The following is a 23,005-nucleotide window of genomic DNA, read 5'->3' on the forward strand; positions in this document are numbered from 1 at the left end:
CGCTCAGCGCAGCAGCGGGCGCAGCAGTTCGCGGGCGATGATGTGCCGCTGGATTTCCGAGGTGCCCTCCCAGATACGCTCGATACGCGCGTTGCGCCAGATGCGCTCGACCGGCCCTTCGTCCATCAGGCCCATGCCGCCGAAGATCTGCACGGCTTCGTCGGCCACCTTGCCCAGTACTTCGCTGGCAAACAGCTTGGCCATGCCGGCTTCACCGTCGGTCATGCTGCCCTGGTCCATCTTCCAGGCAGTGTGCAGGGTGAGCATTTCGGCCGCGCGAATCTGCGTGGCCATGTCGGCCAGCTTGAACGACACGCCCTGGTAGCTACCGATGGCCTGGCCGAACTGCTTGCGGTCGGCGGCCCACTGCAGCGACAGGTCCAGGGCACGCTGGGCCTGGCCCACGCAGTTGGCGGCGACCATGACCCGGCCAGCGGTCAGCCAGGCGTTGGCCACTTCCCAGCCCTTGCCGACTTCGCCCAGTACCTTGCTGGCCGGCACCCGGCAGTCGTCGAAGAACAGCTCGTAGGTGTGGTAGCCCCGGTTGCTCACGCACTTGGGCCCGCGGCGGATGGTCATGCCCGGTGTGCCGCGGTCGACCAGCAGCGCCGTGACCGCATTGCGCTTGCGCCCGTTGTGCTCGTAGGTGTCGGTGACCGCGAAGACAATGGCAAAATCGGCGTGGCCGGCGTGGCTGATGAAGTGTTTGCTGCCGTTGATGACAAAGTCATCGCCCTGGCGCACGGCGCGGGTCTTGATGGCATTGGCATCGGAGCCGGCGCCCGGTTCGGTGAGGGCGAAGCAATCGGTTTTTTCACCCTGCACGCAAGGCAGCAGGTAGTCGTTGATCTGCTCGTCCTTGCAGGCCATGAGGATTTTCGACGGGCGTGCGACAAACACGTGCAGCGCCCAGGACACCTTGGACAGCTCACGTTCGATCAGCGCCTGGGACAAGTAGTCCAGGCCACCGCCGCCGACTTCCTCGGGCATGTTGAAGGCATAGAACCCGGCGGCGATGGCCTTGCCACGGATGTGTGCGGCCAGCTCTGGCGACACGGCATCGGCGCGGTCCACCGCTTCCTCATGGGGCGCCAACTCCTTGGCAACAAAGCTGCGTACCGCTTCCACCAACATTTCTTGTTCTTGGGTCAGTTGGAAATTCATCTGCAAAGGTCCTGATCAGGGTCGGTATCGGGTTACTGGCCGATAAAACGGGGGGCGCGGCGTTCTACCGAGGCTTGCAGCGCCTCGGCGCCATCCTGGCTGCGGCCACACAGCAGGCCCGCCTGGCGCTCGGCTTCCAGCTGCTCGGCCAGGGTGCGCCGGGCGCCATCGCGGATCAGCTGCTTGGTCTGCGCGTAGGCGAACGTTGGGCCATTGGCCAGGCGCCCGGCCAGCTCGGCAGCCACGGCGGGCAGTTGCTCGTCGGCGCAGACTTCGCTGACCAGCCCGGCCGCCAGGGCGCGCTCGGCGCCCCACAGTTCATCGAGAAACAACAAGCGCTTGGCCTGCTCGCTGCCGATCAACCGTGGCAGGTGCCAGCTGGCCCCGGCATCGGGGCTGTAGCCCATGCTGGTGTAGCCGGCCTTGAAGCGCGCAGAAGCGGCGGCGACACGCAGGTCGCAGCACAGGCTCAGGTCCATGCCACCGCCCACAGCGGTGCCGTTGATGGCGGCGAGGGTGGGCTTGTCGAGGCTGTGCAGGCGCAACATCAGGGCGTGGGCGGTTTCGGTCCAGCCGTAGCTTTCCAGGGTGCCCGCGGCTTGGGCAGCAGCCCACTCGGCCAGGTCGGCGCCGGCGCAGAAGCTGCGACCGCTGCCGGTGAGCACCACCACGCGTACCGCCGGGTCGCTGTTGTGGCTGTCGAGCAAGGCGTGCAGTTGCCTGAGGGTGGGGATGTCCAGCGCGTTGCGTTGCTCGGGGCGGTTGAGGGTGATCCAGGCAACGCCGGCTTCGACGTTGCTCAACAGTGACGACGACGGGGTGGTCATGGGGGGCCTCGGTGTTGTTGTGATGGTTTTGGGAGGGTTTGATGAGAGAGATACTAAACGAGTGTTCAACAAGGCGGCAATTGGCGGAAAAATGGCCTGTAACATCACTCGAAAACAACCTAACCTATTGTTTCAATAGTGATTTTTTTAAACTTGTGAGGGTTAAATCCGAGGTGGTTGTTACAACTTTGTACAACTGTGGGATTGCCGGGGGCGCTTTGCGCCCCTTTCGCGACACAAGGCCGCTCCCACAGGGTCTTTCACAGCGTTCAAGTCTGCGTAGTACCTGTGGGAGCGGCCTTGTGTCGCGATGGGCCGCAAAGCGGCCCCGGCAATCGTGAATCAAACGCCAGGCGCGCTGGGCTCGAAGGCGCCCTGCCGGCGGCGGTTGACGATGAAGTACGCCGCGTAGCACAGGGCAATGAAGCCAAAGCCCCAGTACAGCGACGGTCGCTGGGTTTCATCCAGCGCCAGGAACACGAACAGCGAGCTGCACAGGGTGATGCACAGCAGCGGCACCAGCGGGTACAGCGGCGCCTTGTACTTCAGGTCCTGCAGTTGCCCACCTTCACGCAGGTAGGCCTTGCGGAAGCGGTACTGCGCGAGGGCGATCACGATCCAGGTCACGGTGCCAGACATGCCGCTCACCGCCATCAGCACCATGAACAGGGTGTCGGCGGCAATGAAACTGGTCATCAGCGACACCAGGGCAAAGCACAGGGTGATGCTCAGCGCCCGCAGCGGTACGCCGCGCTTGCTCAGCGGTGCCAGGCTTTTCGGCGCCATGCCGCTCTTGGACATCGCCCAGAGAATGCGCGTAGAGGCATACAGCCCAGAGTTGCCCACCGACAGGATGGCGGTAAGGATGACGAAGTTCATCACGTCGGCAGCAAAGGGGATGCCGACCATGTCGAATACCTGCACGAACGGGCTTTCCATCAGGCCGGCCTGCTCGAACGGCACAATGGCCGACAGCACGGCAATCGCCAGCACGTAGAAAATCAGCACGCGGAACACCACGTTGCGCACCGCCCGCGGGATGCTTTTTTCCGGGTGCTCGGTCTCGCCGGCCGCCACGCCCATGATTTCGCAGCCCTGGAAGGCATAGACCACGGTCATCATCACCGCGAACACCGCCGACAGGCCGTGGGGGAACAGCGACTCGCCCACCAGGTTGTCCAGCATTGGCGCCGGTGCCCCGCTGCTCAGCGGGATGGCGCCGAATATCACCAGCAGGCCGATGATGATGAAGCCAAGGATGGTCGCCACCTTGATGCCCGAGAACCAGTACTCGGCCTCGCCAAACGCGCGAGTGGCCAAGGCGTTGAGGCCGAACAGCACCACCACGAACAATGCCGGCCAGTACCAGATCGGCACTTCGGGGAACCAACGGGTCATCAGCATGCCGGCGGCGGTGAACTCCAGGCCCACAGTGGTGGCCCAGCTCATCCAGTACACCCAGCCAATCATGAAGCCGGTGGCCGGGCCGATGAACTTGGTGGCGTGGGCCTGAAAAGAACCGGACACCGGCATCTGCACCGACAGTTCGCCCAGGCACACCATCACCAGATACATCAGCAAGCCCGCCACCAGATACGCCAGGATCGCGCCCACCGGCCCGCCCTGATTGATGGTCACGCCCGAGCCCATGAACAGGCCGGTGCCGATTACCCCGCCCAGCGACAGCATGAAAATGTGCCGGCTTTTCAGGGCGCGGGTGAGCTGGATTTTTTCGTGGTTGTCAGTCATGGCGCACCTCGCCATTGCGGCAGGTACGGGGGGCGGTACAAAGGAGGGGCTGAGCGCTACGGCATGTCATTATTCTTGTCTCCAATAAGCCTCATGGACCGCGTGCAACACGGTTGCCATGGATTATTGGAAACGGATGTAAGGTGCCGTTGTACGAACGGATCGAAGATGTAAAAAGTCGTAAGTTTTTTGTACGTCAGCTCTGGATCAACCGTTCCAGCGTGTCGCGGGCCTGGCCGAGCTGGTTTGCCAATGGCTCGGCGAGGGCGTTCAGCGCCTGCCCGTCATGCTGGCGGGCTGCATCCTCCAGGCGTCGCAACAGCGCAGCCAGGCCAGAAAAACCCAGGGAGTCGCAACTGCCGGCGAGGCGATGGGCCAGGTGCAGCACTTCGGTAAAGTCCTGGGCCGTCAGCGCCTCGGCCAACGCCGTGGCGTGCTGCTCCAGGGACTGGCGCAACACGTTCAACAGGCCCTGCAGCTTCTGTGCGCCCAGCAGGGAGCGGTGAGTGGCCAGCAGCGACCAGTCCATGTTCGCGTCATTACCGGCCTCTTCGGTCGGCGTTGCGTCGACCAGCGCCTGGCGCAGGTTGGCCAGGCGCAGTGGCTTGGCCAATACACCTTGCATGCCGGCCTCCAGGTAAACTGGCACTTGCCCCGGTTGAACGCCCGCGGTCAGTGCCACGATCCTGCTGTGTTGGTTAGGCCCAGGGGTGGCGCGAAGCTGCCGGCACAGCTCCACCCCGCTCATGCCGGGCAGGTGAACGTCGAGCAGGATCAGGTCGAAGCGCTGCTGTGTGCACACTTGCAGGGCCTGCCCGGCATCTTCGGCAAAGCTCACCCGGTGGCCATCACGCACCAGCAAACCGCCGGCCACGTCCCGGTTCAGCGCGACGTCCTCGACCACCAGGATATCCAGGCTGGCGCTGGCCCCCTGGGCGGGGTCCAAGGGCGAAACCGGCTGCCCAAGGGCGATGTCGAGTTCGAACCAGAAGCAACTGCCCTGCCCTTGCACACTGTCCAGGCCAATACAGCCTCCCAGCTTTTCCACCAGGTGTTTGCAGATTGCCAGGCCCAGACCCGTGCCGCCGTAGCGCCGGGCCACAGCCTCGCTGGCCTGGACAAAGCGGTCGAAGATTTTCGCCTGTACGGCCGGCTCGATGCCGATGCCGTTGTCACTGACCGACAGCCGCAGGCGCTGCGCGGTCGCATCACTGGCCAGCACCTGCACCTTGAGCCGCACCTGGCCGTGCTCGGTGAATTTGATGGCATTGGCCAACAGGTTGCTGAGCACCTGACGCAGGTACTGTTCGGCGCCGTGCTGGTAGACGGCCAATTGCTCATCAACCTCCAGGTGCAGCGTGTCGCCGTTGTCCACGGCCATGGGTTCGAGCAGCGCCAGCACCTCCTGGCACAATTGGCGCAGCGAAAAGCCGACCCGTTCGGCGCGGCTCTCACCTTCTTCTAGCCGGGCGAAATACAGCACTTCGTTGAGAATCGCCAACAGCCCCTCGCCGGCCTTGTACAGGGCCTCCACGCGCTGACGATCGGCTGCTTCCAGCCGGCCACCGCGTAGCAGCTCGGCCATGCCCAGAATGCCGTTGAGCGGGGTGCGCAGCTCGTGGCTCATGGTCGCCAGGAAGCGCGACTTGGCCAGGTTGGCGGCCTCAGCGTCATCCTTGGCCCGGGCCAGGCTGGCTGTACGTCGTTCGACCATGGCCTGCAGTTCGTCGCGCTTGTCTTGCAACGCCAGGCGGTCGCGCTCGCGGCGCTCGATGTCGCTGAGGATGGCGCGGCGCATGTCGTCCAGGGCATGGGCCACGGTGTCAATTTCATCCGGCCGCGCCGAGCGGCGGCGCCCCAGCCGCAGCGGCTCCTGCCACTGCCCGGCGCCAATACGCCGGGCGAACTCGGCCATCACTTGCAGGTGGCGGGTAACCAGGCGATAGAACAGGCCCGACAGCGCTACCGCCAGGCCACACAGGAACACGCCCATCCACAGCAGGCTGGCAAGGCCCGTGGCGTACAGCCGACGGTGCACCGCACCCAGGTCGATACTGACCTCCAGCTCGCCCAGGTGCCTGGCCGGCCCGGTGGGGGGCTGATAGTCCAGGGGGAAGCGCTCGATGCGCAGCGGCCCTCTGGGTTCAGCCTCCCCACGTAGCAGTTGAAAATCGTCGCTGACCAGGCGCACCCGGGCCACGTCGGAAAAATCCACCAGGCCGCGCAGTTGTGTGTCCAGCTGCGCCTCGTCCAGGTCCCACAGGCTGCGTTCCAGGCTGGCCAGGTAGCCGGCGCGGATCAACGCCATGCGGGCCTCGATGTCGCGCATTTCGCGGCGGTATTCGAAGTACAGCTGCACGCCACTGGCCAGCACGGTGAAGCACAGGCTGAACAGCAGGATGAACCGCAACAGACGGCGCAGCAGGCCATCGGTGTGCAGGCGTATCATCGGGCATCTGCCGGCAGGTTGATCATGTCGCGGTAGGTGACTTCGCTCTGCTCCAGCCAGCGCGCGATTTCGCCAGCCTGGTTCATGCGCCGCAGCTGCGCGTCGATTTCGTCCATGTGCTGGCTGAGGGGTGATTGCCTGGACACGGCAACGCGCAGGTAGTCCACGCTCAGTGCCCGGGGCAATACGCGGATGTCCTGCGCCCCGGGCAGGTGCTCGATAAACAGCTGGCCAGTGCGCCGCTCCTGGATGACGTAGTCGATGCGCCCGCGCATCAGCTTGCCAAAGTTCTGCTGGCTGGAAGACACCCGTTCGATGTTCTGGTGCCGGGCGACGAAGCGGTCGAATTCGGCGCCGTAGCTTTCGCCGTACAACAGGCCGCCACGGTAGCCGGCCAGGTCTTCCAGGCGCTGGAAACTGACCGGCCGCAGGCGGTTGTAGAATACCGCGACTTCTTCGCGTACCACCGGCTCCGTGGAAAAGCGCATGCGCTGGTCCCGCTGATCGCTGTTGTAGGCCAGTACCACGTCCACACGCCCGGCGGCGGCGTCCATCAGGCAACGCTTCCAGTTGCCCAGCACCACGGTCTGCACTGGGTAGCCCATGCGGGCGAACAGTTCGCGCACCACGGTTGGCGCCAGGCCACGCACCTGGTGGCCGTCGCTCCAGGACATCGGCGGGTACACCGGGTAATCGCAGTAGCGCACCGTCTGTGCTGCGCCGGCCGGCACGGCGAGCAACGCCAGCACCATCCCCCAGGCACGGCGGGCGCGGTGGATCATGCGGCCACGCTGGCAGTGAACAGGTAGCCGGTACCGTGAATGGTGATGATCAGTTGCGGCTCGGCCGGGTCATCGTGCAGCTTGCGCCGCAGGCGGCCGACCAGCACATCGATGGAGCGGTCGTTGGGCACCCACTCGCGGTTGCGAATCTGGTCCATCAACTGGTCGCGGCTCAGGGTATGGCCGCTGTTACGCAGGAACACGCTGAGCAACTGGAACTCACCGTGGGTGAGCAGGGTTTGCCCCCCGCGTGGATCGATCAGGCGACGGCGGTCGGTGTCCAGCGCCCAGTCGGCAAACTGCTTCAGCGACTGCGCGCAGGCCGGTGCCGGTTGCGCTTCGCGGGCATGGCGCACGCGGCGGATCAGGTTTTTGGCGCGCGATACCAGCTCACGGGGGTTGAGCGGTTTGATCACGTAGTCATCAGCACCACATTCCAGCCCGACAATGCGGTCGATGTCGTCGTTACGGCCGGTAATGAGGATGATGCCCACCTCCGAGCGCACGCGCAGTTCGCGGGTCAGGGTGAGGCCGTCCTTGCCAGGCAGGCGGATATCCAGCAACACCAGGTCGACGTCCTGGCTGCCGAGCCAGGCTTCGGCCTTTTCCGCCGTATCGGCGCAGTGCACGTCATAGCCTTCCTGGGACAGATAGGCCTGCAGCAAGTCACGAATAAGCGGATCGTCATCGACGATCAATACCCGAGGCGTCATTGCGTGTTGTCTCTTTTTTATTGGTGTTGTTCTACACACTCGCGCCAGCAGCGTACTCGTTACTGAACAGACGATCAACAGCCCTCGGGCAGGCTGAAGCGCCGCCGGCCGCCGGCCTGCAGGCCATCGACCCAAGCTTCGCAGATAATCACGCCTTGCTCGGGGGTGAAGGTGCCGGGGTTAAGCCCTGACTCCAGCCACAGGCCATCGAGCAGGGCACTGAGGCTGATGGCCGCGAGATCGGCATCGAAGCCCTGCCAGCCCTCCTGCGTGGCCAGCTCGGCCAGCAACCGGCTCAGTTCCTTGCGGTACTCGCCATAGGAATGGTCATGCACCTGGTTGATCGCGTCGGCTGTCTTCACCGCGCCCCAGAAGGCCAGCCAGGCGTCGAGCAGTTGCGGGTCGAGCAACTCTGCACAGAACGAGGCGCGGAAAAACGCCGACAACCGCTCGCGGGCATTGGGCGCAGCCTGCGCCATGGCGTCACGCAGCAGCCCCATCACCCGGCCGGTGACGGCCAGGTAGGCTTCGGCCACCAGTTCATCCTTGCCGGCGTAGTGGTGGCTGATCAGTCCCACCGAGACACCGGCCTCGGCCGAGATCTTGCGGATCGAAGCCCCCTGGAAACCATGGCGCTTGAGGCACACCAAGGTCGCTTCGACCAGGTTGGCCTTGCGTAATTCCGGCAGCATACGGTGGTAGCGGGCTTCCTGGCTCATCGGCAGTTCTCGGTTCCAGTGCGGGGCTGAACGACTGTACAACAAGCCGGACTGCGTGATAAACCCTTGGCACTCCCGCCCACAACAACAAAAACGGCTGCCATGAACGACCTGATCACACGCGAGCTGGACCAAGGCCTGCTGACCCTGGCCTTTAACCGCCCCGACAAGCTAAATGCCCTGAACACCGCCATGTACCAGCAACTGGGCGACTTGTTGCTGGCGGCGGGTGAAGACCCTGCTGTGGATGTCATCATCCTCACCGGAGGGCCGCACTGTTTCACGGCTGGCAACGACCTGCGCGACTTTCTCGACAACCCGCCCACTGACCTGGACAGCCCGGTGTTCCGCCTGATGCGGGTGGTCATGGGCCTGGACAAGCCGCTGATCGCGGCAGTCAGCGGCGCAGCAATCGGCATCGGCGCCACCTTGCTGTTGCATTGCGACCAGGTGCTGGTCAGCCGCTCGACCAAGTTGCGCATGCCTTTCGCACCGTTGGGAGTGTGCCCAGAGTTTGGCTCCAGCCTGCTACTGCCCCGCTTGCTTGGCCAGGCCCGCGCCGCCGGCCTGCTGCTGGGTAACGCGTTGCTGGATGGCGAACAGGCAGTGGCCTGGGGGCTGGCCAATGAGCTGCATGAAGATGGCGAACAGTGCCTGGCCGCAGCGCGCAATCTGGCGCAGCAGCTGCAAAGTTACCCGCAGGCGGCATTGCGCATCAGCAAGCGGCTGATCAAGGACAGCCAGCGGGCGGAGCTGGAGGCCACGGTGGCGCGTGAAAGCCAGTTGTTCATCGAGTGCTTGCGCACCGACGAAGCACGCGCCGTGTTACGGCGGCTGATCAAAGACTGAAACGATGACGCGTCCCTTGTGGGAGCGGCCTTGCGTCGCGAAAGGGGTGCGCAGCGCCCCCGGGATTTGCGCCTCGCCGCAGAATTGCCGGGGCCGCTGTGCGGCCCTTTCGCGACACAAGGCCGCTCCCACAGGGTGGGTGCATGATCGCGGGAATGTGTTGCACTAGTAGCCTGTCATCTCCAGATACCCGCGCCCACCCGCACTCCCGCTCAACCGCACCGGTCCTTCCCAGTAAGGGAACCGCGTATCCATCCAGGCCCGTGGTTCCACCGCCTCGACCTGCACATCCACCCCCTGCGCCGGCACCTGCACCCGCCAGTGCGTCGGTACCTGCTTGCCATTCTTCTGCTCGGCCCAGGCCAAGGCCTGCAACTGAACCTGCGCGCCCAGCAGCGCGACCACTTCACCGTGCGGGCCAACCCACGTGCCGGCGCGGTAGGCATCGCCCTCAGCCTGACGCACCTGGAACACCATCAGCCTGGCACCATTGTCCAGGTGCAGGGAAAACCAGTCCCACCCCGTTTGCCCGGCCGCCAGCGGCTGGCTGCTCCACTCCCGGTCGAGCCAGGCCTGGCCGGTGACCGCGATGCACATGCCTTCACGTTCCACTTCCCCGCGCACCCGGTAAAACGGCTGGCTGTAATAGTACGAGGCCTGCCCCTTGCCGGATTTCTCGCTGTAACCCTGATCGCCATGCAGCACCAGGGGCCGATCACTGCGCAAACGCAAGTCGTAGCGAAAGCCTTCGCCACCGGCAACCATGTGCAGGCTTTCGATACCCCCCCTGCCCTGCAATGACCAATCATTGATCCACGCCCGGAACGGCTGGGCCTGCACACCAGCCTGGCCGATACCGCCACGCGCCAGGGTTTCGCCAGACTGGTGACCACCCGGCCCGGTCAGGGCCGCGTGCCCCATCCACAGGTTGGGGCTGTTCCAGTCGGTGGTTTCAGGGCCGGGGCGCAGGGCCGAGCGGAACAGGGTCCACTGGGCGCCCCAGTCACGCCCCTGGGCGTCCTTGAGGTTGGCGGTGACGTACCACCATTCGATGCGAAAGCCATCGTGTGCGCCATGGTCACGCGGGAATTCCAGGCGATGCGCGCGGGCCACCTGGCTGAAACCGTCCGCCTGCTGCCCCAGCCCGGCATAGCTTTGTGGCGCCGGCGGGTCACAAGCGCATAGCAGGCCGCATAGCAACAGCAAGGTGTTACGCTTCATCGGCAAACGGCCTCAACAAATCACGGGGCTGGCGGCGCGCCAGTTGCCACAGCGGCCAGGCGCTGGCCAACAGGCTGGTGAACAAACCCAGCGCGGACAGTTGCAGCAACTGCACGGGGAAAACGTAAAGCGGCAGGCGCCAGCCGAACGCCTGCACGTTGACCACCGCCACCAGGCCCCAGGCCAGCAACACCCCCAACGGGATTGCCAGCAGTACCGTGAAACTGCTCAGCATCAGGGTCTGTCCCAAGCTCAGCCACACCAGTTGCCTGCGCTGCACACCCAGTGCCCACAGGGGGGCCAGCTGGCTCAGCCGCGTCTGGCCCAACGTCAGCAAGTTGATGAACAGCGCCACGCCGGCCACGCCAAGCGTGAGGCTGTTGAGCGCGGCGGTGGCGGCGAAGGTGCGGTTGAACACTTCGGTGGACCAGCGTTTCAGGCTTGCCTGCTCCACCACGCGGCTGTCGTCCAAGGCGAAGTGCTGCTGCAACGCTGCCTTGATGACGGGCAATTGTTCAGCGGGCAGATCAACGCTCAACCCGGTCAGCGTTGCCTGCGGCCATTGCCTGCGCAACCAGCTGGCATCGACCAGTACGTGCCCCTTGGGGTTACCGTAATCGGCATAGATCCCCACCACCGTCATGGCCTCTGAAGGCAGCGCCAGGCGATCGCCCAGTTGCAGCTTCAGGCGCCTGGCCAGCTGTTCGCTGAGCATCACCGCATGCCCGCCGGCCAACGTTTCCCAGGCGTGAGGCTGCTGCTGCAGCAACGGCCAACGCTTGAGGTAGACCGGGTGATCGACGATGCCCTGAAGCTGTACTGGCCAGCCCTGCAACTGCGTTTCTACACGCCAGCCGGGCAGCACCACACTGGCTACCGATTGCTGCCCTAGCCATTGCGCAATTTCCAGACCCTGGGCGGTATCCCGAGGGCTGACGTACAGGTCGGCAGACAGGCGCAGGTCCAGCCAGCCGACAAAAGTCTTGCGAAAGCCTTCGGTCATGCTGCCCACGCCGACACTGGCAGCCAACGCGAGCAACAGTGCCATCAGCGCCAAACTCAGTGCCGGCAGTTGCTGGCGGCTATCGGCGACGAACCATTGTGCCAAAGGTCGCCGGCAATACGGCGTCAGCAAGGCCAGAGCCCGGTCGAGCAAGGCCGGCAACAACAGCGCCGCCGCCAGCAACAACCCAGCCAGCATGGCAAACGCGCTGGCCAGGCGGTTACCCAGCAGGCCGCAGCCCAAGGCCAGCAGCAACAGAACGCACGCTATGCAAGCCTGGCGCCTCAACCATGGCCCCTGCGCCAGCCGCCAGGCCTGAGGCTGCGCCAACGCCAGTAATGGCAACCGGGCAGCACGCAACACGCTGCCCAGCCCTGCCAGCAATGCCCCCAGTACGCTCACAAGCACCCCCACCAGCCACCACCACGCGGGCAGGCTCAGGGAACCGGCAACCTGGGCGCCGTACAGGCCGCGCAAACTGGCTGCCACATCGGGCAATAACCACGCCGCCAGCACATACCCGCTGGCCACGCCGGCCAGCCCGCCCAGGACGGCGAACAGTCCCAGCTCCAGCATCAAGGCGCACAGCAGGGTGTTCAAGCTGACGCCACAGGCGCGCAGATTGCGGATCAATCCACGCCGCTGTTCTAGCGCCAGACCGATTGCGGCATGGGCGATAAACAGGCCTACGACGAACGCCAGCAGGCCGAGAGCAGTCAGGTTGAGGTGAAAGCTCTCAGTCAGCCGCTGCAACCCGCCGTCGTCCTGTTGCGGTTGCAGTTCGAGGTAAACCGCAATATCAGCAGGCAGCGGCCCTGGCTTGCCGGCCACCAGCAATCGCGACAACTGCCCAGGCGCGTGCAGCAACCGCTGGGCATGGCCGATATCGACCACGATCACGCCGGGCGCCAATGCAGGCTGCAGGACCATGGGTGGCAACAGTTGCCCTTCGCTGTCGCGCACCGCTGCCCCACGCTCTGCGCCCAGTTGCCGCAAGGTGTCTGGCCCGGCCCACGCTTGCCCGGGCGTGCCGATGAACGCCTGCACATCGAATGCTTGCGGCTGGACACCGGCAATGCTGCTGGCTGGCGGCAGGCTCAAAGGGTCGATGCCCAGCAGGCGCACGCTGCGCGCGGGCTCCCCAGGCAAACGCAAGCGCCCTTCCAGCACGGGCATTACTGGCCAACCCTGCTTGCGCAATTGCACGTAAAGCCCTTGGTCGAAGCGCTCCCCGTTGCGCGGCACTAGCTGCGCCTGCAGCGGCCCGGCCAGCACGGCACTGGCCCGGGCGTAATCGCTGCGTGCCTGGCTGTTCAGCGCCTGCACGCCCGTCCACAGCGCCGTGGCCAGCCACAGCCCGGTGAAGATGCTGAAAAACTGCACACGATGGCGCCGCCAATGGCTGAACAACGCCAACAGGGCCAGCGACAAAAGCCTCATCACCCCAACTCTGGCTGAACGCGGCCGGCCTGCAGATGGCAACGCCGCTGCAAGCGTGCCGCCAGCCGGGGGCTGTGGGTCACCATCAACACACCGCTGCCGGCCTCGGCGACCAGTTCCAGCAACAGGCTCAGCACCTCATCGCTGCTGGCTTCGTCAAGGCTGCCGGTGGGTTCGTCAGCCAAAAGCCAGGCCGGGCGCCCAGCCAGCGCGCGGCCGATGGCGACCCGTTGCTGCTGGCCACCGGACAACTGCTCTGGGTAGCGCGCCAGCAAACCTGCCAAGCCCAACTGCTCTGCCAGGTAAGCCACCCATTGTGGGTCATGCCTGCCCGCCAGCCTGGCCTGAAAGGCCAGGTTCGCCGCCACGTCCAGGCTGCTGATCAGGTTGTATTGCTGGAACACCAGCCCAATCCCCTGCCGTCTCCACTGCGCCAGGGACGCTTCCGAACGGCCGTCGAGCGGGACGTCATCGATCAGGATACGGCCGCTGTCGGCACGGTCCAGGCCGGCAATCAGGTGCAGCAACGTGCTCTTGCCGCTGCCAGACTCGCCCATCAGCGCCAGGCTGCTGCCGCGTGCCAGGCGCAGGTCCACACCCTGCAGAACGGGGAGCGGGCCTTGGGGGGTGAGGAATGATTTGTGGAGCTGTTCGATGGCGAGCATCGACGGGCCTTGGTGATTTGGGGGTCCTTTCAGGAATAGCAGGTTCGGGGAGTTTCAGCCGAACACGTGTCTGAATTTTTCAGGGCGAATAACCAGTTGTCTTAGTAATTGGCGCATAAATCAACAGCTCAAAATAGCTAGCGACGCCACGCTTATCGGTGCAACCAACAGTCAAAATGAACAATCACCAACAAGCAAAAAGGAGACTTCCTAAAGATTATTCCTGGCTTTATAAAAATTAACTTCTTGAAATTAAATCAATGGCCTGGAGCAAAAACTGTCGTCATTGTTTTGACGGGCGCCCAACCGTACAACTATTTCCAACTGCTTGAGTTGTTGTACCCCTTGCAGGGTGATGACCTTGAGCAGCGTCCGCCCTCTCGTGAGACACGTCGCCACAGCCTGTTTTTCCCTGTCGCCGACGTGCTGCGTGCCGATAGAGCGGGAAGTGATCGCTACCGTAACCTTCCAACATAAGGCTGCCACCAAACCCATCAGCACATCCACTTCAACACCCCATGTTGTATTGAATGAGCTTCACTTTTTTCACACCTATTATGTTTGCGAGCACTCTATTCATAAGCCGCTTGATGGCCCTGCCAAGGGCGTGCATTGCAACTAAGCGCGACGAGAGTTATCACGTAGGAATCATCTGGTCTTAAGCAGATCCTTTAGCTTACAAGATATCGAATAATGCTTAGATCACTTGTGTCATCTACATAACTCGCAACCAAATGACACGGGGGTCGCCCGTGTTAGCGGGCAAGCCTGCTCCTACAGAGGGTGCGTCAGCCCTTGGCTCATGGCCAAGGCACACGTCCACCTGCCTTCAAGACCTGCCGCTGAAACCGCCCCATCTGCTACCGAGAGTGCCCTAAGGGACTGGCATTAATGGATCCACTGATCGTTCGATAACCGCACATGACTAGCGAAATATACGCATAGGGTGTTGACCTGCTTCTCATACCAGAGCTCTAATGGATCCATTAAATAAAAACAAAACCCTGGAGAGCCTTCCATGTACCCCAAAAACACCTGGTACGTCGCCTGCACCCCCGACGAGATAGCCACCAAGCCCCTGGGTCGACAGATCTGCGGCGAAAAGATCGTGTTCTACCGCGCCAAGGAGAACCAAGTGGCCGCTGTCGAGGACTTCTGCCCCCACCGCGGCGCGCCGTTGTCGCTGGGCTATGTCGAGGACGGCAACCTGGTGTGCGGCTACCACGGCCTGGTCATGGGCTGCGACGGCAAGACTGTGTCGATGCCGGGCCAGCGGGTGCGTGGCTTCCCTTGCAACAAGACCTTTGCGGCCGTCGAGCGCTACGGCTTTATCTGGGTCTGGCCCGGCGACCAGGCGCAGGCCGACCCGGCGCTGATCCCGCATCTGGAATGGGCGGTGAATGATGAGTGGGCTTACGGCGGCGGGCTGTTCCACATCGGTTGCGACTACCGGCTGATGATCGACAATCTGATGGACCTCACCCACGAAACCTATGTGCATGCCTCCAGCATCGGCCAGAAGGAAATCGACGAGGCCCCGCCAGTCACCACCGTCACAGGAGACGAGGTGGTCACCGCCCGGCATATGGAAAACATCATGGCCCCGCCCTTCTGGCGCATGGCCCTGCGTGGCAACGGCCTGGCCGACGATGTGCCGGTGGATCGCTGGCAGATCTGCCGCTTCACCCCGCCCAGCCATGTGCTGATCGAAGTGGGCGTAGCCCATGCCGGCAAGGGTGGCTACCACGCCGAAGCGCAGCACAAGGCGTCGAGCATCGTGGTCGATTTCATCACCCCGGAAACCGATACCTCAATCTGGTACTTCTGGGGCATGGCGCGCAACTTCGCCGCGCACGACCAGGCCCTGACCGACAACATTCGTGAGGGCCAGGGCAAGATTTTCAGCGAAGACCTGGAGATGCTCGAGCGCCAGCAACAGAACCTGCTGGCCCACCCCGAGCGCAACCTGCTGAAGCTGAACATCGATGCTGGCGGCGTGCAGTCGCGCAAGGTGCTGGAGCGGATTATCGCCAAAGAACGTGCGCCGCAGCCGCAACTGATCGCCACCAGCGCCACCCCTGCCTGAGGAAGCCGACATGATCGATGCCGTAGTGGTATCCCGTAACGATGAAGCGCAGGGTATCTGCAGTTTCGAGTTGGCGGCGGCGGATGGCAGCCTGCTGCCGGCGTTCAGCGCCGGCGCGCATATCGACGTGCATTTGCCTGATGGGCTCGTGCGCCAGTATTCGCTGTGCAACCACCCCGAAGAACGCCACCGTTATCTGATTGGCGTCCTCAACGACCCGGCTTCGCGGGGCGGCTCACGCAGCTTGCATGAGCAGGTGCAGGCCGGCGCCCGGCTGCGCATCAGCGCGCCGCGCAACCTGTTCCCGCTGGCCGAGGGTGCGCGGCGCAGCCTTTTGTTTGCCGGTGGCATCGGCATTACCCCGATCCTGTGCATGGCCGAGCAGTTGTCCCACAGCGGCCAACCGTTCGAGCTGCACTACTGCGCCCGCTCCAGCGAGCGTGCGGCCTTTGTCGAGCGCATTCGCAACGCGCCATTCGCTGATCGCCTGGTCGTGCACTTTGACGAGCAACCGGAAACCGCACTGGATATCGCTCAGGTGCTGGGCAACCCGCAAGACGATGTGCACCTGTATGTATGCGGGCCCGGCGGGTTCATGCAGCATGTGCTGGCCAGCGCCAAGGGGCTGGGCTGGCAGGAGGCCAACCTGCACCGCGAGTACTTTGCCGCAGCGCCCGTGGATGCCAGCAACGACGGTAGTTTTTCGGTGCAGGTGAGCAGCACGGGGCAAGTGTTCGAGGTGCCAGCCGACCAGACCGTGGTGCAGGTGCTGGAACAGCACGGTATCGAGATCGCCATGTCATGCGAGCAGGGTATTTGCGGCACCTGCCTGACGCGGGTGCTGCAAGGCACGCCGGACCATCGCGACATGTTCCTCACCGAAGAGGAGCAGGCGCTGAACGATCAGTTCACGCCCTGCTGCTCGCGCTCGAAGTCGCCGCTGCTGGTGCTGGATATCTGAACCAGTTTTACGACAAGGGCAGGATGACTTTCATGCTCGCGTCCGCCGTTGCCCCGCCAAAGGTCTCGGCGTAGCGCAAAGTGGCATTGGCGTGCTCGCGCATGATCGCTTCGGCGCGGGCACCCTGACGGTTGGTCAGGGCGTCGAACACCGCGTGGTGCTGCATATGGGCGAAGTTGAAGCGCCGGTACTCGCGGGCCAGGTCATGGCGGTCCACGGCCAGTGCGGTGACGGAGGCGAACGGCAGGTGGTCGTTGCGTGCCAGGGCATCGGCGATGGCCGGGTTGTGGCTGGCTTCGATGATCACCTGGTGAAAGCGCATGTTCAGGTCGTGATAGGCCTGCAGGTCCTCCTCGGTGACGAAGCCCTTGTCGAACAACTGATCGCCCTCGACCAGGCACTGTTGCAGCGCCGCGCGCGCTTGCGCCGACAAGCCACGCTCTGCAGCCTGGCGAGCGGCCAACCCCTCCAGCACGCCGCGGACCTCCACCGCACCTGCGATGTCATCGGCGCTGACCGAGCGCACCTGAAAACCCCGGCCGCCAAAACGCACCAGCAGGCCTTCCTGCTCGAGGGTACGAAACGCCATGCGCACCGGCATGCGGGAGACGCCGAACAGTTCGGCAGTGGGGACTTCCATCAAGCGCTCGCCGGCCGCCAGCTCGCCCGAGGCGATCATCTTGCGCAGCGCAACCAGCACCATTTGACCGGGTTTGCTCATCCAGGCTACTTCCAGGGACATGAGCGGGCATCTTAGCGCAAGCCGAGGGGATGCTGCAGGCCTGTTCGGAGCGCACCACACAAGGCTCGAGACAGGTGTGTGCGTGTGGGTTCACCCGCGAAGCAGGCAACGCGGTACCTGGCACCGGCTTTGCCGGTGTTCGCGGGACAAGCCCGCTCCCACAGATACCGCGCTAGATTCCGGATATTGAGCAACACAGTGGCCCCCGCAGTTTTCGCGCCAGCTTTCAGGTGTGGTGCAAGACAGTTGCCCCCACAGGTACTGCATAAGCCTGAACCCTGCGCGATACAAGGAGCGTGCTCACTGGGCATATTGCCGCTTAAAGCGTCAGCGGGTAGCTGACGATCAGTCGCGTCTGGTCGAAATCGCTGTTGAAGCTGCGCCGGTTGGTGGCGTTGTTCAGGCGGATGTTGAGGTTCTTCAACGCTCCGCTCTGGAACGTGTAGTTCACCTCGGTATCACGCTCCCACTCCTTGCCATTGCTGCCTGCCGCCGTGGTGGCATTTTCGCCATGCCCGTAACGCACCATGGCCAACAGTCCCGGCACACCCAGCGCGGCAAAGTTGTAGTCGTAGCGCACTTGCCACGAGCGCTCGTCGGCGTTACTGAAGTTGCCGTTGAACATGTCGTTACCCAAGGTGCGGCCGCTGCTGCCGTACACCGACATCCACTGGCTGTCGCCACTGACTTTCTGCAACCCCAGGTACAGCGTGTGGCCACTGTGCGAAGCTGACAGCAGAGCGTAACCAGTGCGGCTCTTGATATCGCCAATGCGCGCCTGGCCGTCATCCCGGTCGATGAAGTAACCCAGGTTGGCCCCCAGCGTCCACTCGCCCACTCGCTGGCTATGCAGCAGGTTGAAGTAGCTTTGCTGGTAGATATCCTCCAGCTGCGAATGCCAGGCGCCAATCAGCGTACGCTGCTGGTTGAAGCGGTATTCTGTGCCGGCGTAGTTGAAGCCGTCCGAGGTAACCCCGGGGGCGGCCCAGGCAGAAAGGTCCTGCATATCGGACGAGTTGCGCAGGCTGACCTCGCGGTACTGGCCGGCTTGCAGGCTCAGGCCTTCGATTTCCCGCGAGTCGAGCATGGCGCCACGGAAGGTCTGCGGCAGCAGGCGGCCATCGTCGTAGCGCAGCAGCGGAATATCCGGCAGCAACTCACCCACCTTCAGCTCGGTCGATGAAATACGCAGCTTGGCCGCCAGCCCGGCGCGGCCATACTCGTCGGCCGCACGCCCGTCATCGTGCACTGGCAGCAGTTCGGAGCCGCTGGTACCGCGGCCACTGTCCAGCTTCATGCCGAACATTGCGATGCCGTCCAGGCCAACACCGATCAGCCCCGGGGTGTAGCCAGAGCTGAACTTGAAGATGAAGCCCTGGGCCCATTCTTCGACGTTGCTCTTGGCCGCTCCTGGGTCGCGGAAATCGCGGTTGAAGTAGTAGTTGCGCAGTGTCAGCCCGGCTTTGGCATCTTCAAAAAAGCCCCCCTCCTCGGCCCAAGCCGGCATACCCAGACCAAGCGCCAGCGAAACCACCGAAGCCGAACGGGCCAGGGTGCAGGTTGTGTGCATCATTATTATTGTTCTCCGCTTTCAATAGGCGCAGCCGAACGCCCCAGGCCAACTTGGCCCAGGGCAGCACGCTGCATTCAGGTACCCGGCCAGGCCGGGTTGCGCTCAGTGGCTCAGTGCATCTGCCGGCTGCGCAGGCGCCGGCTTGGTCATTGGGCGCAGCAACAGCAGGCAACCCGCGGCAAGCACGAATACGCTGGCAAACACCCCGTACAGGTGCAGCGGCTGCCAGCCGCCATCGAGCAACACGCCGGCCACGGTCGGCGACAAGATGGCGCCCATGCGGCCGATGCCAATACCCCAACCCACGCCGGTAGCGCGCACCGAGGCGTCATAGACCACCGGCGACAGGGCATACAGGCCGGCTACGCAGCCGTTGGAGAACAGCCCGATCAGCAGCCCCAAGGCCAAGGCTGCACTGACCGACGCGCCATTGACCACAAATAGCACCAGCAACGCCGCCGTGATCAGCATGAACAGCGCCAGCACGCGGGTGAGTGGCCAGCGCGACGCCAGGCCACCGATCAGCGCCGCGCCGAGGATGCCGCCGACACTCAACAGCACCCCGCCGGTGATGCCCTGCTGTGCCGACAGGCCGGCGGCGACCAGCAGTTTCGGCGTCCAGCTCATGACGAAGTAGAACCCGAACATGACCAGGAAGAACAGTAACCAGATCACCAGCGTGGTGCGGCGCATGGACGGCGCCAGCAGTTGCCGGAAGCCGCGGGCGGCGCCCGGCTCCCTTGCTACGGGTGTTGGCAGGTGTGCCAGCGCCGGCTGGCCAAGGCGCATGGCCAGGCGGTTGACCCGTGCCAGCGCATTGGCCGGTCGACGCGCCAGCAGAAAATCCAGCGACTCCGGCAGCCACAACAGCACCAGCGGGATTACCAGCACGGTGACAATGCCGCCAAACAAAAACACCGAGCGCCAACCCCAATGCCCCAGCAGCCATACCGCCAGCAAACCGCCCAGCGTCGCGCCCAGGGCGTAGCCGGTTGACTGCAGGCTCACCGCCAGGCCGCGCCAGCGTTTGCTGGCGTACTCACTGGCAATCACATTGCTGCTGGCCAGGATGCCGCCAATGCCCAGCCCGGTCAGGCCACGCAGCAGCGCCAGTTGCAACGGGCTCTGGCTCATTGCCGAGAGCAACATGCCAATACCGGAAAGCGCCAGGCACAGCAGGATCAGCGGGCGGCGGCCAAAGCGGTCGGCCCAAGGCGCGATGAACAACGAACCGGCCGCCATGCCGAACAGGCCGGCACTGAGCAGCAGCCCCACCTGCGCCCCGTTAAGGCCCCATTCGGCGGACACCGAGGCAGCGGTGAAGGCCATCACCAGGACGTCGAAGCCATCGATCATGTTGAGGACGATACAAATACCGATGGCCAGGTACTGAAAGCGGCCCATCGGGTCGTTGTCCAGCCGTTGCTTGAGATCGGCATTCATAGGGTCACCTGCCGGCCTGGGTTGGCCACAAGTGAGAGGACAGATGTGCAGACGCAGGCGAAGCGGTAGGAACCATGACGGTTCCGTGGCCGTGAGAAGCCATTCATGACTTGGACCCTTTTTGTAATTGTTATCGCATACGGCAGGAGGGCTCCTGCCGCTGTCAGGCGCTCAATCAACCAGATAATGGATCCACAAACAATGAGCAAGGCTTAGTCCCCCCAGTTAAACCGTTCATGAAAAAGATAAAATCATCAAACAAAATTGTGTTTATCTATATTAATCAAGTATTTACAGATTTAATGCTCGATAAAAATTTTGTTCGTTTATCGAACGCTACAATTTTGTGGATCCATGAAAGACGCCCAAATCCGTGCCTGAGCGCTCAAGAGGCAGCAGCGATGAACAAATCTTCATGTTCCCCGCCAGCGCCCTGATTCCGGGGTGGGCAGACATTAACCGCCCACCGTCAGTCGCCACTCGCCTTGAGGGCGCGGTGGGTGTTGCGTAGCATCCCCGGCCCGATCGCGCGCCCGTACAGCCACCGCGATACCTGCAGACAAGAGCTACTGATGCCACAACCCATCCCCCTCAAGGACCACGAAAAGGAAAAGCACCTGGTCAATCGCCGGCTCCTGGCCTGCGCCATCCTGGTCTTCAGCCTGGTCGCCGTGCTGGTGGGGCGGCTGTATGTCTTGCAGGTGCTGCAGCACGACCAGCAGACCGCCGTGTCGGAAAACAACCGTGTGCACGTGCTGCCCATCGCCCCCGAACGCGGGCTGATCTACGACCGCAACGGCGTGGTGCTGGCCGACAACAAACCCAGCTTCGACCTGACCATGACCCGCGAGCGGGCCGGCGGCGACTCGGCCAAGGTGCTCGACACCCTCACCCAGGTGCTAGGCCTGACCGAAGACGACCGCAAGCAGTTCGACAAAGACCTGCGCCGTGGCCGCAAGCCGTTCGAACCGGTAACCCTGATGGTGGGCCTGAGCGAAGAGCAGATCGCCCTGGTGGCGGTGAACCAGTTCCGCCTGCCGGGCCTGGAAGTAGAGCCACAGTTCATCCGCGAATACCCCTTGGCCGAACATTTCGCCCACTCGGTGGGTTATGTGGGGCGCATCAACGAGAAAGAGGCCAAGGTTCTCGACAGCACCGAGTACCGTGGCACCCAGTCAATCGGCAAGACCGGTATCGAACACTTCTACGAAAGCCAGCTGCACGGGCATGTGGGCTACGAGGAGGTCGAGACCAACGCCCAGGGCCGGGTGATGCGCGTGCTCAACCACAAGGCCCCGACCCCGGGACAAGACATCGTCCTGACCCTGGACGCCCACTTGCAGGTGGCCGCAGAAAAGGCGTTGGGCGACCGCCGTGGCTCGGTGGTGGTACTGGACCCGGCCAATGGCGACGTGCTGGCAATGGTCAGCAACCCCAGCTTCGACCCCAACCTATTCGTCAAGGGCATCAGCTTCAAGCAGTACGCCGAACTGCGCGATTCCATCGACCGACCGCTGTTCAACCGTGTGCTGCGCGGCCTGTATGCCCCAGGCTCGACGGTGAAACCGGAAGTGGCCATCGCCGGCCTCGACAGCGGCGTGATCACCCCAGGCAGCCGGGTGTTCGACCCGGGCTATTACGAGCTGCCCAACTATGACCACAAGTACCGCAACTGGAACCGCAGCGGCGACGGCTGGGTGGACATGTACACCGCCATCATGCGGTCCAACGACACCTATTTCTACGACCTGGCGCACAAGCTGGGCATCGACCGCCTGCATGACTACATGGCCGAATTCGGCCTGGGCCAGAAGGTGTCGCTGGACATGTTCGAAGAGGCCTCCGGGCTGATGCCGTCGGCCCAGTGGAAGCGTGCCACCCGGCGCCAGGCCTGGTTCCCGGGCGAAACGCTGATTCTTGGCATTGGTCAAGGCTACATGCAGGTCACCCCGCTGCAGCTGGCCCAGGCCACCAGCCTGCTGGCGAGCAAGGGCGTGTGGCATCGCCCGCACCTGGCCATGACCGTGGGTGGCGATGCGCCGGTGGACCCCAACCCGATGCCCAACATCGTGCTGCACGACAAGCATGCCTGGGACCAGGTCAGCCAGGGCATGCAGATGGTCATGCACGACCCGCGCGGTATTGCCCGCGCCGCTGCGGCAGGCGCGCAATACCGGATCGCCGGCAAGAGTGGTACCGCGCAGGTGGTGGCGATCAAGCAGGGTGAGCGTTACAACCGCAACAAGACCCTGGAGCGCCACCGCGACAACGCCCTGTTTGTCGGCTTTGCACCGGCCGACCACCCGAGTGTGGTGGTGGCGGTGATGATCGAGAACGGTGAGGCTGGGGGCCGGGTGGCGGGGCCGGTGGTGCGCGAGGTGATGGATGCTTACCTGCTGGATGAGCAAGGGCACCTGAAGCCTGAGTATGCGGGCGGTGCAAGTGGCCGTAACGTGCCACACATCTGAGAATTCGGGGCTGCTTCGCGCCCAATGGCTGCGGTGCGGTGCTGGGCTCGGGGAACCTGCCTGGGAGGAAATCGGCCATGGGCCTACTAGCCTCTTCGCGGGCACGCCCGCGCCCACAAGTACTGCACAGATCCTGAGGCCTGTGAGATTC

The 23,005-nt window shown here is 63.7% G+C and carries 17 protein-coding genes; 4 read left to right on the plus strand and 13 right to left on the minus strand.

Annotated features, from left to right (window positions below):
• Positions 1 to 3: 3 nt before the first annotated feature.
• The 7 genes from CKW35_RS06260 to CKW35_RS06290 all read right to left on the minus strand — a co-directional run bounded on the left by CKW35_RS06260 (position 4) and on the right by CKW35_RS06290 (position 8,403).
• Entirely contained in the window at positions 4 to 1,164 is a 1,161-nt protein-coding gene (locus CKW35_RS06260) for an acyl-CoA dehydrogenase family protein (RefSeq protein WP_016487569.1), read from the minus strand.
• Between the two features lie 32 nt (positions 1,165 to 1,196).
• The gene (locus CKW35_RS06265) at positions 1,197 to 1,991 is read right to left on the minus strand and encodes an enoyl-CoA hydratase/isomerase family protein (RefSeq protein ID WP_016487570.1); all 795 of its coding nucleotides are present in this window, start codon (positions 1,989 to 1,991) and stop codon (positions 1,197 to 1,199) included.
• A 342-nt stretch (positions 1,992 to 2,333) separates the two neighbouring features.
• Positions 2,334 to 3,740 (minus strand): amino acid permease, encoded by a 1,407-nt coding sequence (locus tag CKW35_RS06270; RefSeq protein WP_095115457.1) that lies wholly within the window; start codon positions 3,738 to 3,740, stop codon positions 2,334 to 2,336.
• A 196-nt stretch (positions 3,741 to 3,936) separates the two neighbouring features.
• Complete coding sequence (locus CKW35_RS06275) at positions 3,937 to 6,189, minus strand: ATP-binding protein (protein ID WP_095115459.1); 2,253 nt, start codon at positions 6,187 to 6,189, stop codon at positions 3,937 to 3,939.
• A complete protein-coding gene (locus tag CKW35_RS06280) occupies positions 6,186 to 6,971 on the minus strand; it encodes an ABC transporter substrate-binding protein (protein ID WP_016487573.1) in 786 nt (261 codons plus the stop codon). Before CKW35_RS06280 ends, CKW35_RS06275 begins: the two co-directional genes overlap by 4 nt.
• Positions 6,968 to 7,684 carry a response regulator gene (locus CKW35_RS06285; protein ID WP_016487574.1) on the minus strand — a complete coding sequence of 239 codons (717 nt, stop codon included), beginning with the start codon at positions 7,682 to 7,684 and terminating at the stop codon, positions 6,968 to 6,970. The genes CKW35_RS06280 and CKW35_RS06285 overlap by 4 nt, the downstream gene beginning before the upstream one ends.
• 74 nt (positions 7,685 to 7,758) lie before the next feature.
• Complete coding sequence (locus CKW35_RS06290) at positions 7,759 to 8,403, minus strand: TetR family transcriptional regulator C-terminal domain-containing protein (RefSeq protein ID WP_016487575.1); 645 nt, start codon at positions 8,401 to 8,403, stop codon at positions 7,759 to 7,761.
• Positions 8,404 to 8,505: 102 nt separating this feature from the next.
• On the opposite strand from CKW35_RS06290, the gene CKW35_RS06295 reads away from it, so the two are divergent.
• A complete protein-coding gene (locus tag CKW35_RS06295) occupies positions 8,506 to 9,252 on the plus strand; it encodes an enoyl-CoA hydratase-related protein (RefSeq protein WP_095115461.1) in 747 nt (248 codons plus the stop codon).
• 165 nt (positions 9,253 to 9,417) lie between these two features.
• Here CKW35_RS06295 and CKW35_RS06300 read toward each other — a convergent pair whose 3' ends face one another.
• Genes CKW35_RS06300 through CKW35_RS06310 form a run of 3 tightly spaced genes read right to left on the minus strand, consistent with a single transcriptional unit; the run spans position 9,418 to position 13,581 of the window.
• A complete protein-coding gene (locus CKW35_RS06300; RefSeq protein WP_016487577.1) occupies positions 9,418 to 10,473 on the minus strand; it encodes a lipocalin-like domain-containing protein in 1,056 nt (351 codons plus the stop codon).
• Positions 10,463 to 12,916 (minus strand): ABC transporter permease, encoded by a 2,454-nt coding sequence (locus tag CKW35_RS06305; protein WP_095115463.1) that lies wholly within the window; start codon positions 12,914 to 12,916, stop codon positions 10,463 to 10,465. The genes CKW35_RS06300 and CKW35_RS06305 overlap by 11 nt, the downstream gene beginning before the upstream one ends.
• On the minus strand, positions 12,916 to 13,581 hold the full coding sequence (locus tag CKW35_RS06310; RefSeq protein ID WP_016487579.1) for an ABC transporter ATP-binding protein: 666 nt from the start codon (positions 13,579 to 13,581) through the stop codon (positions 12,916 to 12,918). The genes CKW35_RS06305 and CKW35_RS06310 overlap by 1 nt, the downstream gene beginning before the upstream one ends.
• A 1,018-nt stretch (positions 13,582 to 14,599) precedes the next feature.
• Here CKW35_RS06310 and CKW35_RS06320 point away from each other — a divergent pair.
• Positions 14,600 to 15,667, plus strand: a complete 1,068-nt coding sequence (locus tag CKW35_RS06320) for an aromatic ring-hydroxylating dioxygenase subunit alpha (protein ID WP_016487581.1) — start codon at positions 14,600 to 14,602, stop codon at positions 15,665 to 15,667.
• Positions 15,668 to 15,677: 10 nt separating this feature from the next.
• Positions 15,678 to 16,628, plus strand: a complete 951-nt coding sequence (locus tag CKW35_RS06325) for a PDR/VanB family oxidoreductase (protein ID WP_060517343.1) — start codon at positions 15,678 to 15,680, stop codon at positions 16,626 to 16,628.
• Between the two features lie 7 nt (positions 16,629 to 16,635).
• Here the strand turns inward: CKW35_RS06325 and CKW35_RS06330 are convergent, their stop codons facing one another.
• The 3 genes from CKW35_RS06330 to CKW35_RS06340 form a co-directional block, all read right to left on the minus strand.
• Positions 16,636 to 17,349, minus strand: a complete 714-nt coding sequence (locus CKW35_RS06330; protein WP_016487583.1) for a GntR family transcriptional regulator — start codon at positions 17,347 to 17,349, stop codon at positions 16,636 to 16,638.
• Positions 17,350 to 17,689: 340 nt separating this feature from the next.
• Entirely contained in the window at positions 17,690 to 18,943 is a 1,254-nt protein-coding gene (locus CKW35_RS06335; RefSeq protein ID WP_023047819.1) for an OprD family porin, read from the minus strand.
• 102 nt (positions 18,944 to 19,045) lie between these two features.
• A complete protein-coding gene (locus CKW35_RS06340) occupies positions 19,046 to 20,386 on the minus strand; it encodes an MFS transporter (RefSeq protein WP_060517341.1) in 1,341 nt (446 codons plus the stop codon).
• Positions 20,387 to 20,958: 572 nt separating this feature from the next.
• On the opposite strand from CKW35_RS06340, the gene mrdA reads away from it, so the two are divergent.
• The gene (mrdA, locus tag CKW35_RS06345; RefSeq protein ID WP_016487586.1) at positions 20,959 to 22,854 is read left to right on the plus strand and encodes a penicillin-binding protein 2; all 1,896 of its coding nucleotides are present in this window, start codon (positions 20,959 to 20,961) and stop codon (positions 22,852 to 22,854) included.
• Positions 22,855 to 23,005: the final 151 nt, after the last annotated feature.

The sequence above is a fragment of the Pseudomonas sp. Irchel 3F3 genome (assembly GCF_900187545.1).
GTDB lineage: Bacteria > Pseudomonadota > Gammaproteobacteria > Pseudomonadales > Pseudomonadaceae > Aquipseudomonas > Aquipseudomonas fortuita.

Excerpts from the sequence above, each read along its gene's own strand:
- CKW35_RS06275 (WP_095115459.1), bottom strand. The coding sequence starts at position 6,189 with ATGATACGCCTGCACACCGATGGCCTGCTGCGCCGTCTGTTGCGGTTC.
- CKW35_RS06320 (WP_016487581.1), top strand. The coding sequence starts at position 14,600 with ATGTACCCCAAAAACACCTGGTACGTCGCCTGCACCCCCGACGAGATA.
- CKW35_RS06285 (WP_016487574.1), bottom strand. The coding sequence starts at position 7,684 with ATGACGCCTCGGGTATTGATCGTCGATGACGATCCGCTTATTCGTGAC.
- CKW35_RS06265 (WP_016487570.1), bottom strand. The coding sequence starts at position 1,991 with ATGACCACCCCGTCGTCGTCACTGTTGAGCAACGTCGAAGCCGGCGTT.
- CKW35_RS06340 (WP_060517341.1), bottom strand. The coding sequence starts at position 20,386 with ATGAATGCCGATCTCAAGCAACGGCTGGACAACGACCCGATGGGCCGC.
- CKW35_RS06310 (WP_016487579.1), bottom strand. The coding sequence starts at position 13,581 with ATGCTCGCCATCGAACAGCTCCACAAATCATTCCTCACCCCCCAAGGC.
- CKW35_RS06270 (WP_095115457.1), bottom strand. The coding sequence starts at position 3,740 with ATGACTGACAACCACGAAAAAATCCAGCTCACCCGCGCCCTGAAAAGC.
- CKW35_RS06290 (WP_016487575.1), bottom strand. The coding sequence starts at position 8,403 with ATGAGCCAGGAAGCCCGCTACCACCGTATGCTGCCGGAATTACGCAAG.
- CKW35_RS06305 (WP_095115463.1), bottom strand. The coding sequence starts at position 12,916 with ATGAGGCTTTTGTCGCTGGCCCTGTTGGCGTTGTTCAGCCATTGGCGG.
- CKW35_RS06335 (WP_023047819.1), bottom strand. The coding sequence starts at position 18,943 with ATGATGCACACAACCTGCACCCTGGCCCGTTCGGCTTCGGTGGTTTCG.
- CKW35_RS06280 (WP_016487573.1), bottom strand. The coding sequence starts at position 6,971 with ATGATCCACCGCGCCCGCCGTGCCTGGGGGATGGTGCTGGCGTTGCTC.
- CKW35_RS06295 (WP_095115461.1), top strand. The coding sequence starts at position 8,506 with ATGAACGACCTGATCACACGCGAGCTGGACCAAGGCCTGCTGACCCTG.
- CKW35_RS06260 (WP_016487569.1), bottom strand. The coding sequence starts at position 1,164 with ATGAATTTCCAACTGACCCAAGAACAAGAAATGTTGGTGGAAGCGGTA.
- CKW35_RS06300 (WP_016487577.1), bottom strand. The coding sequence starts at position 10,473 with ATGAAGCGTAACACCTTGCTGTTGCTATGCGGCCTGCTATGCGCTTGT.
- CKW35_RS06325 (WP_060517343.1), top strand. The coding sequence starts at position 15,678 with ATGATCGATGCCGTAGTGGTATCCCGTAACGATGAAGCGCAGGGTATC.
- CKW35_RS06330 (WP_016487583.1), bottom strand. The coding sequence starts at position 17,349 with ATGAGCAAACCCGGTCAAATGGTGCTGGTTGCGCTGCGCAAGATGATC.
- mrdA (WP_016487586.1), top strand. The coding sequence starts at position 20,959 with ATGCCACAACCCATCCCCCTCAAGGACCACGAAAAGGAAAAGCACCTG.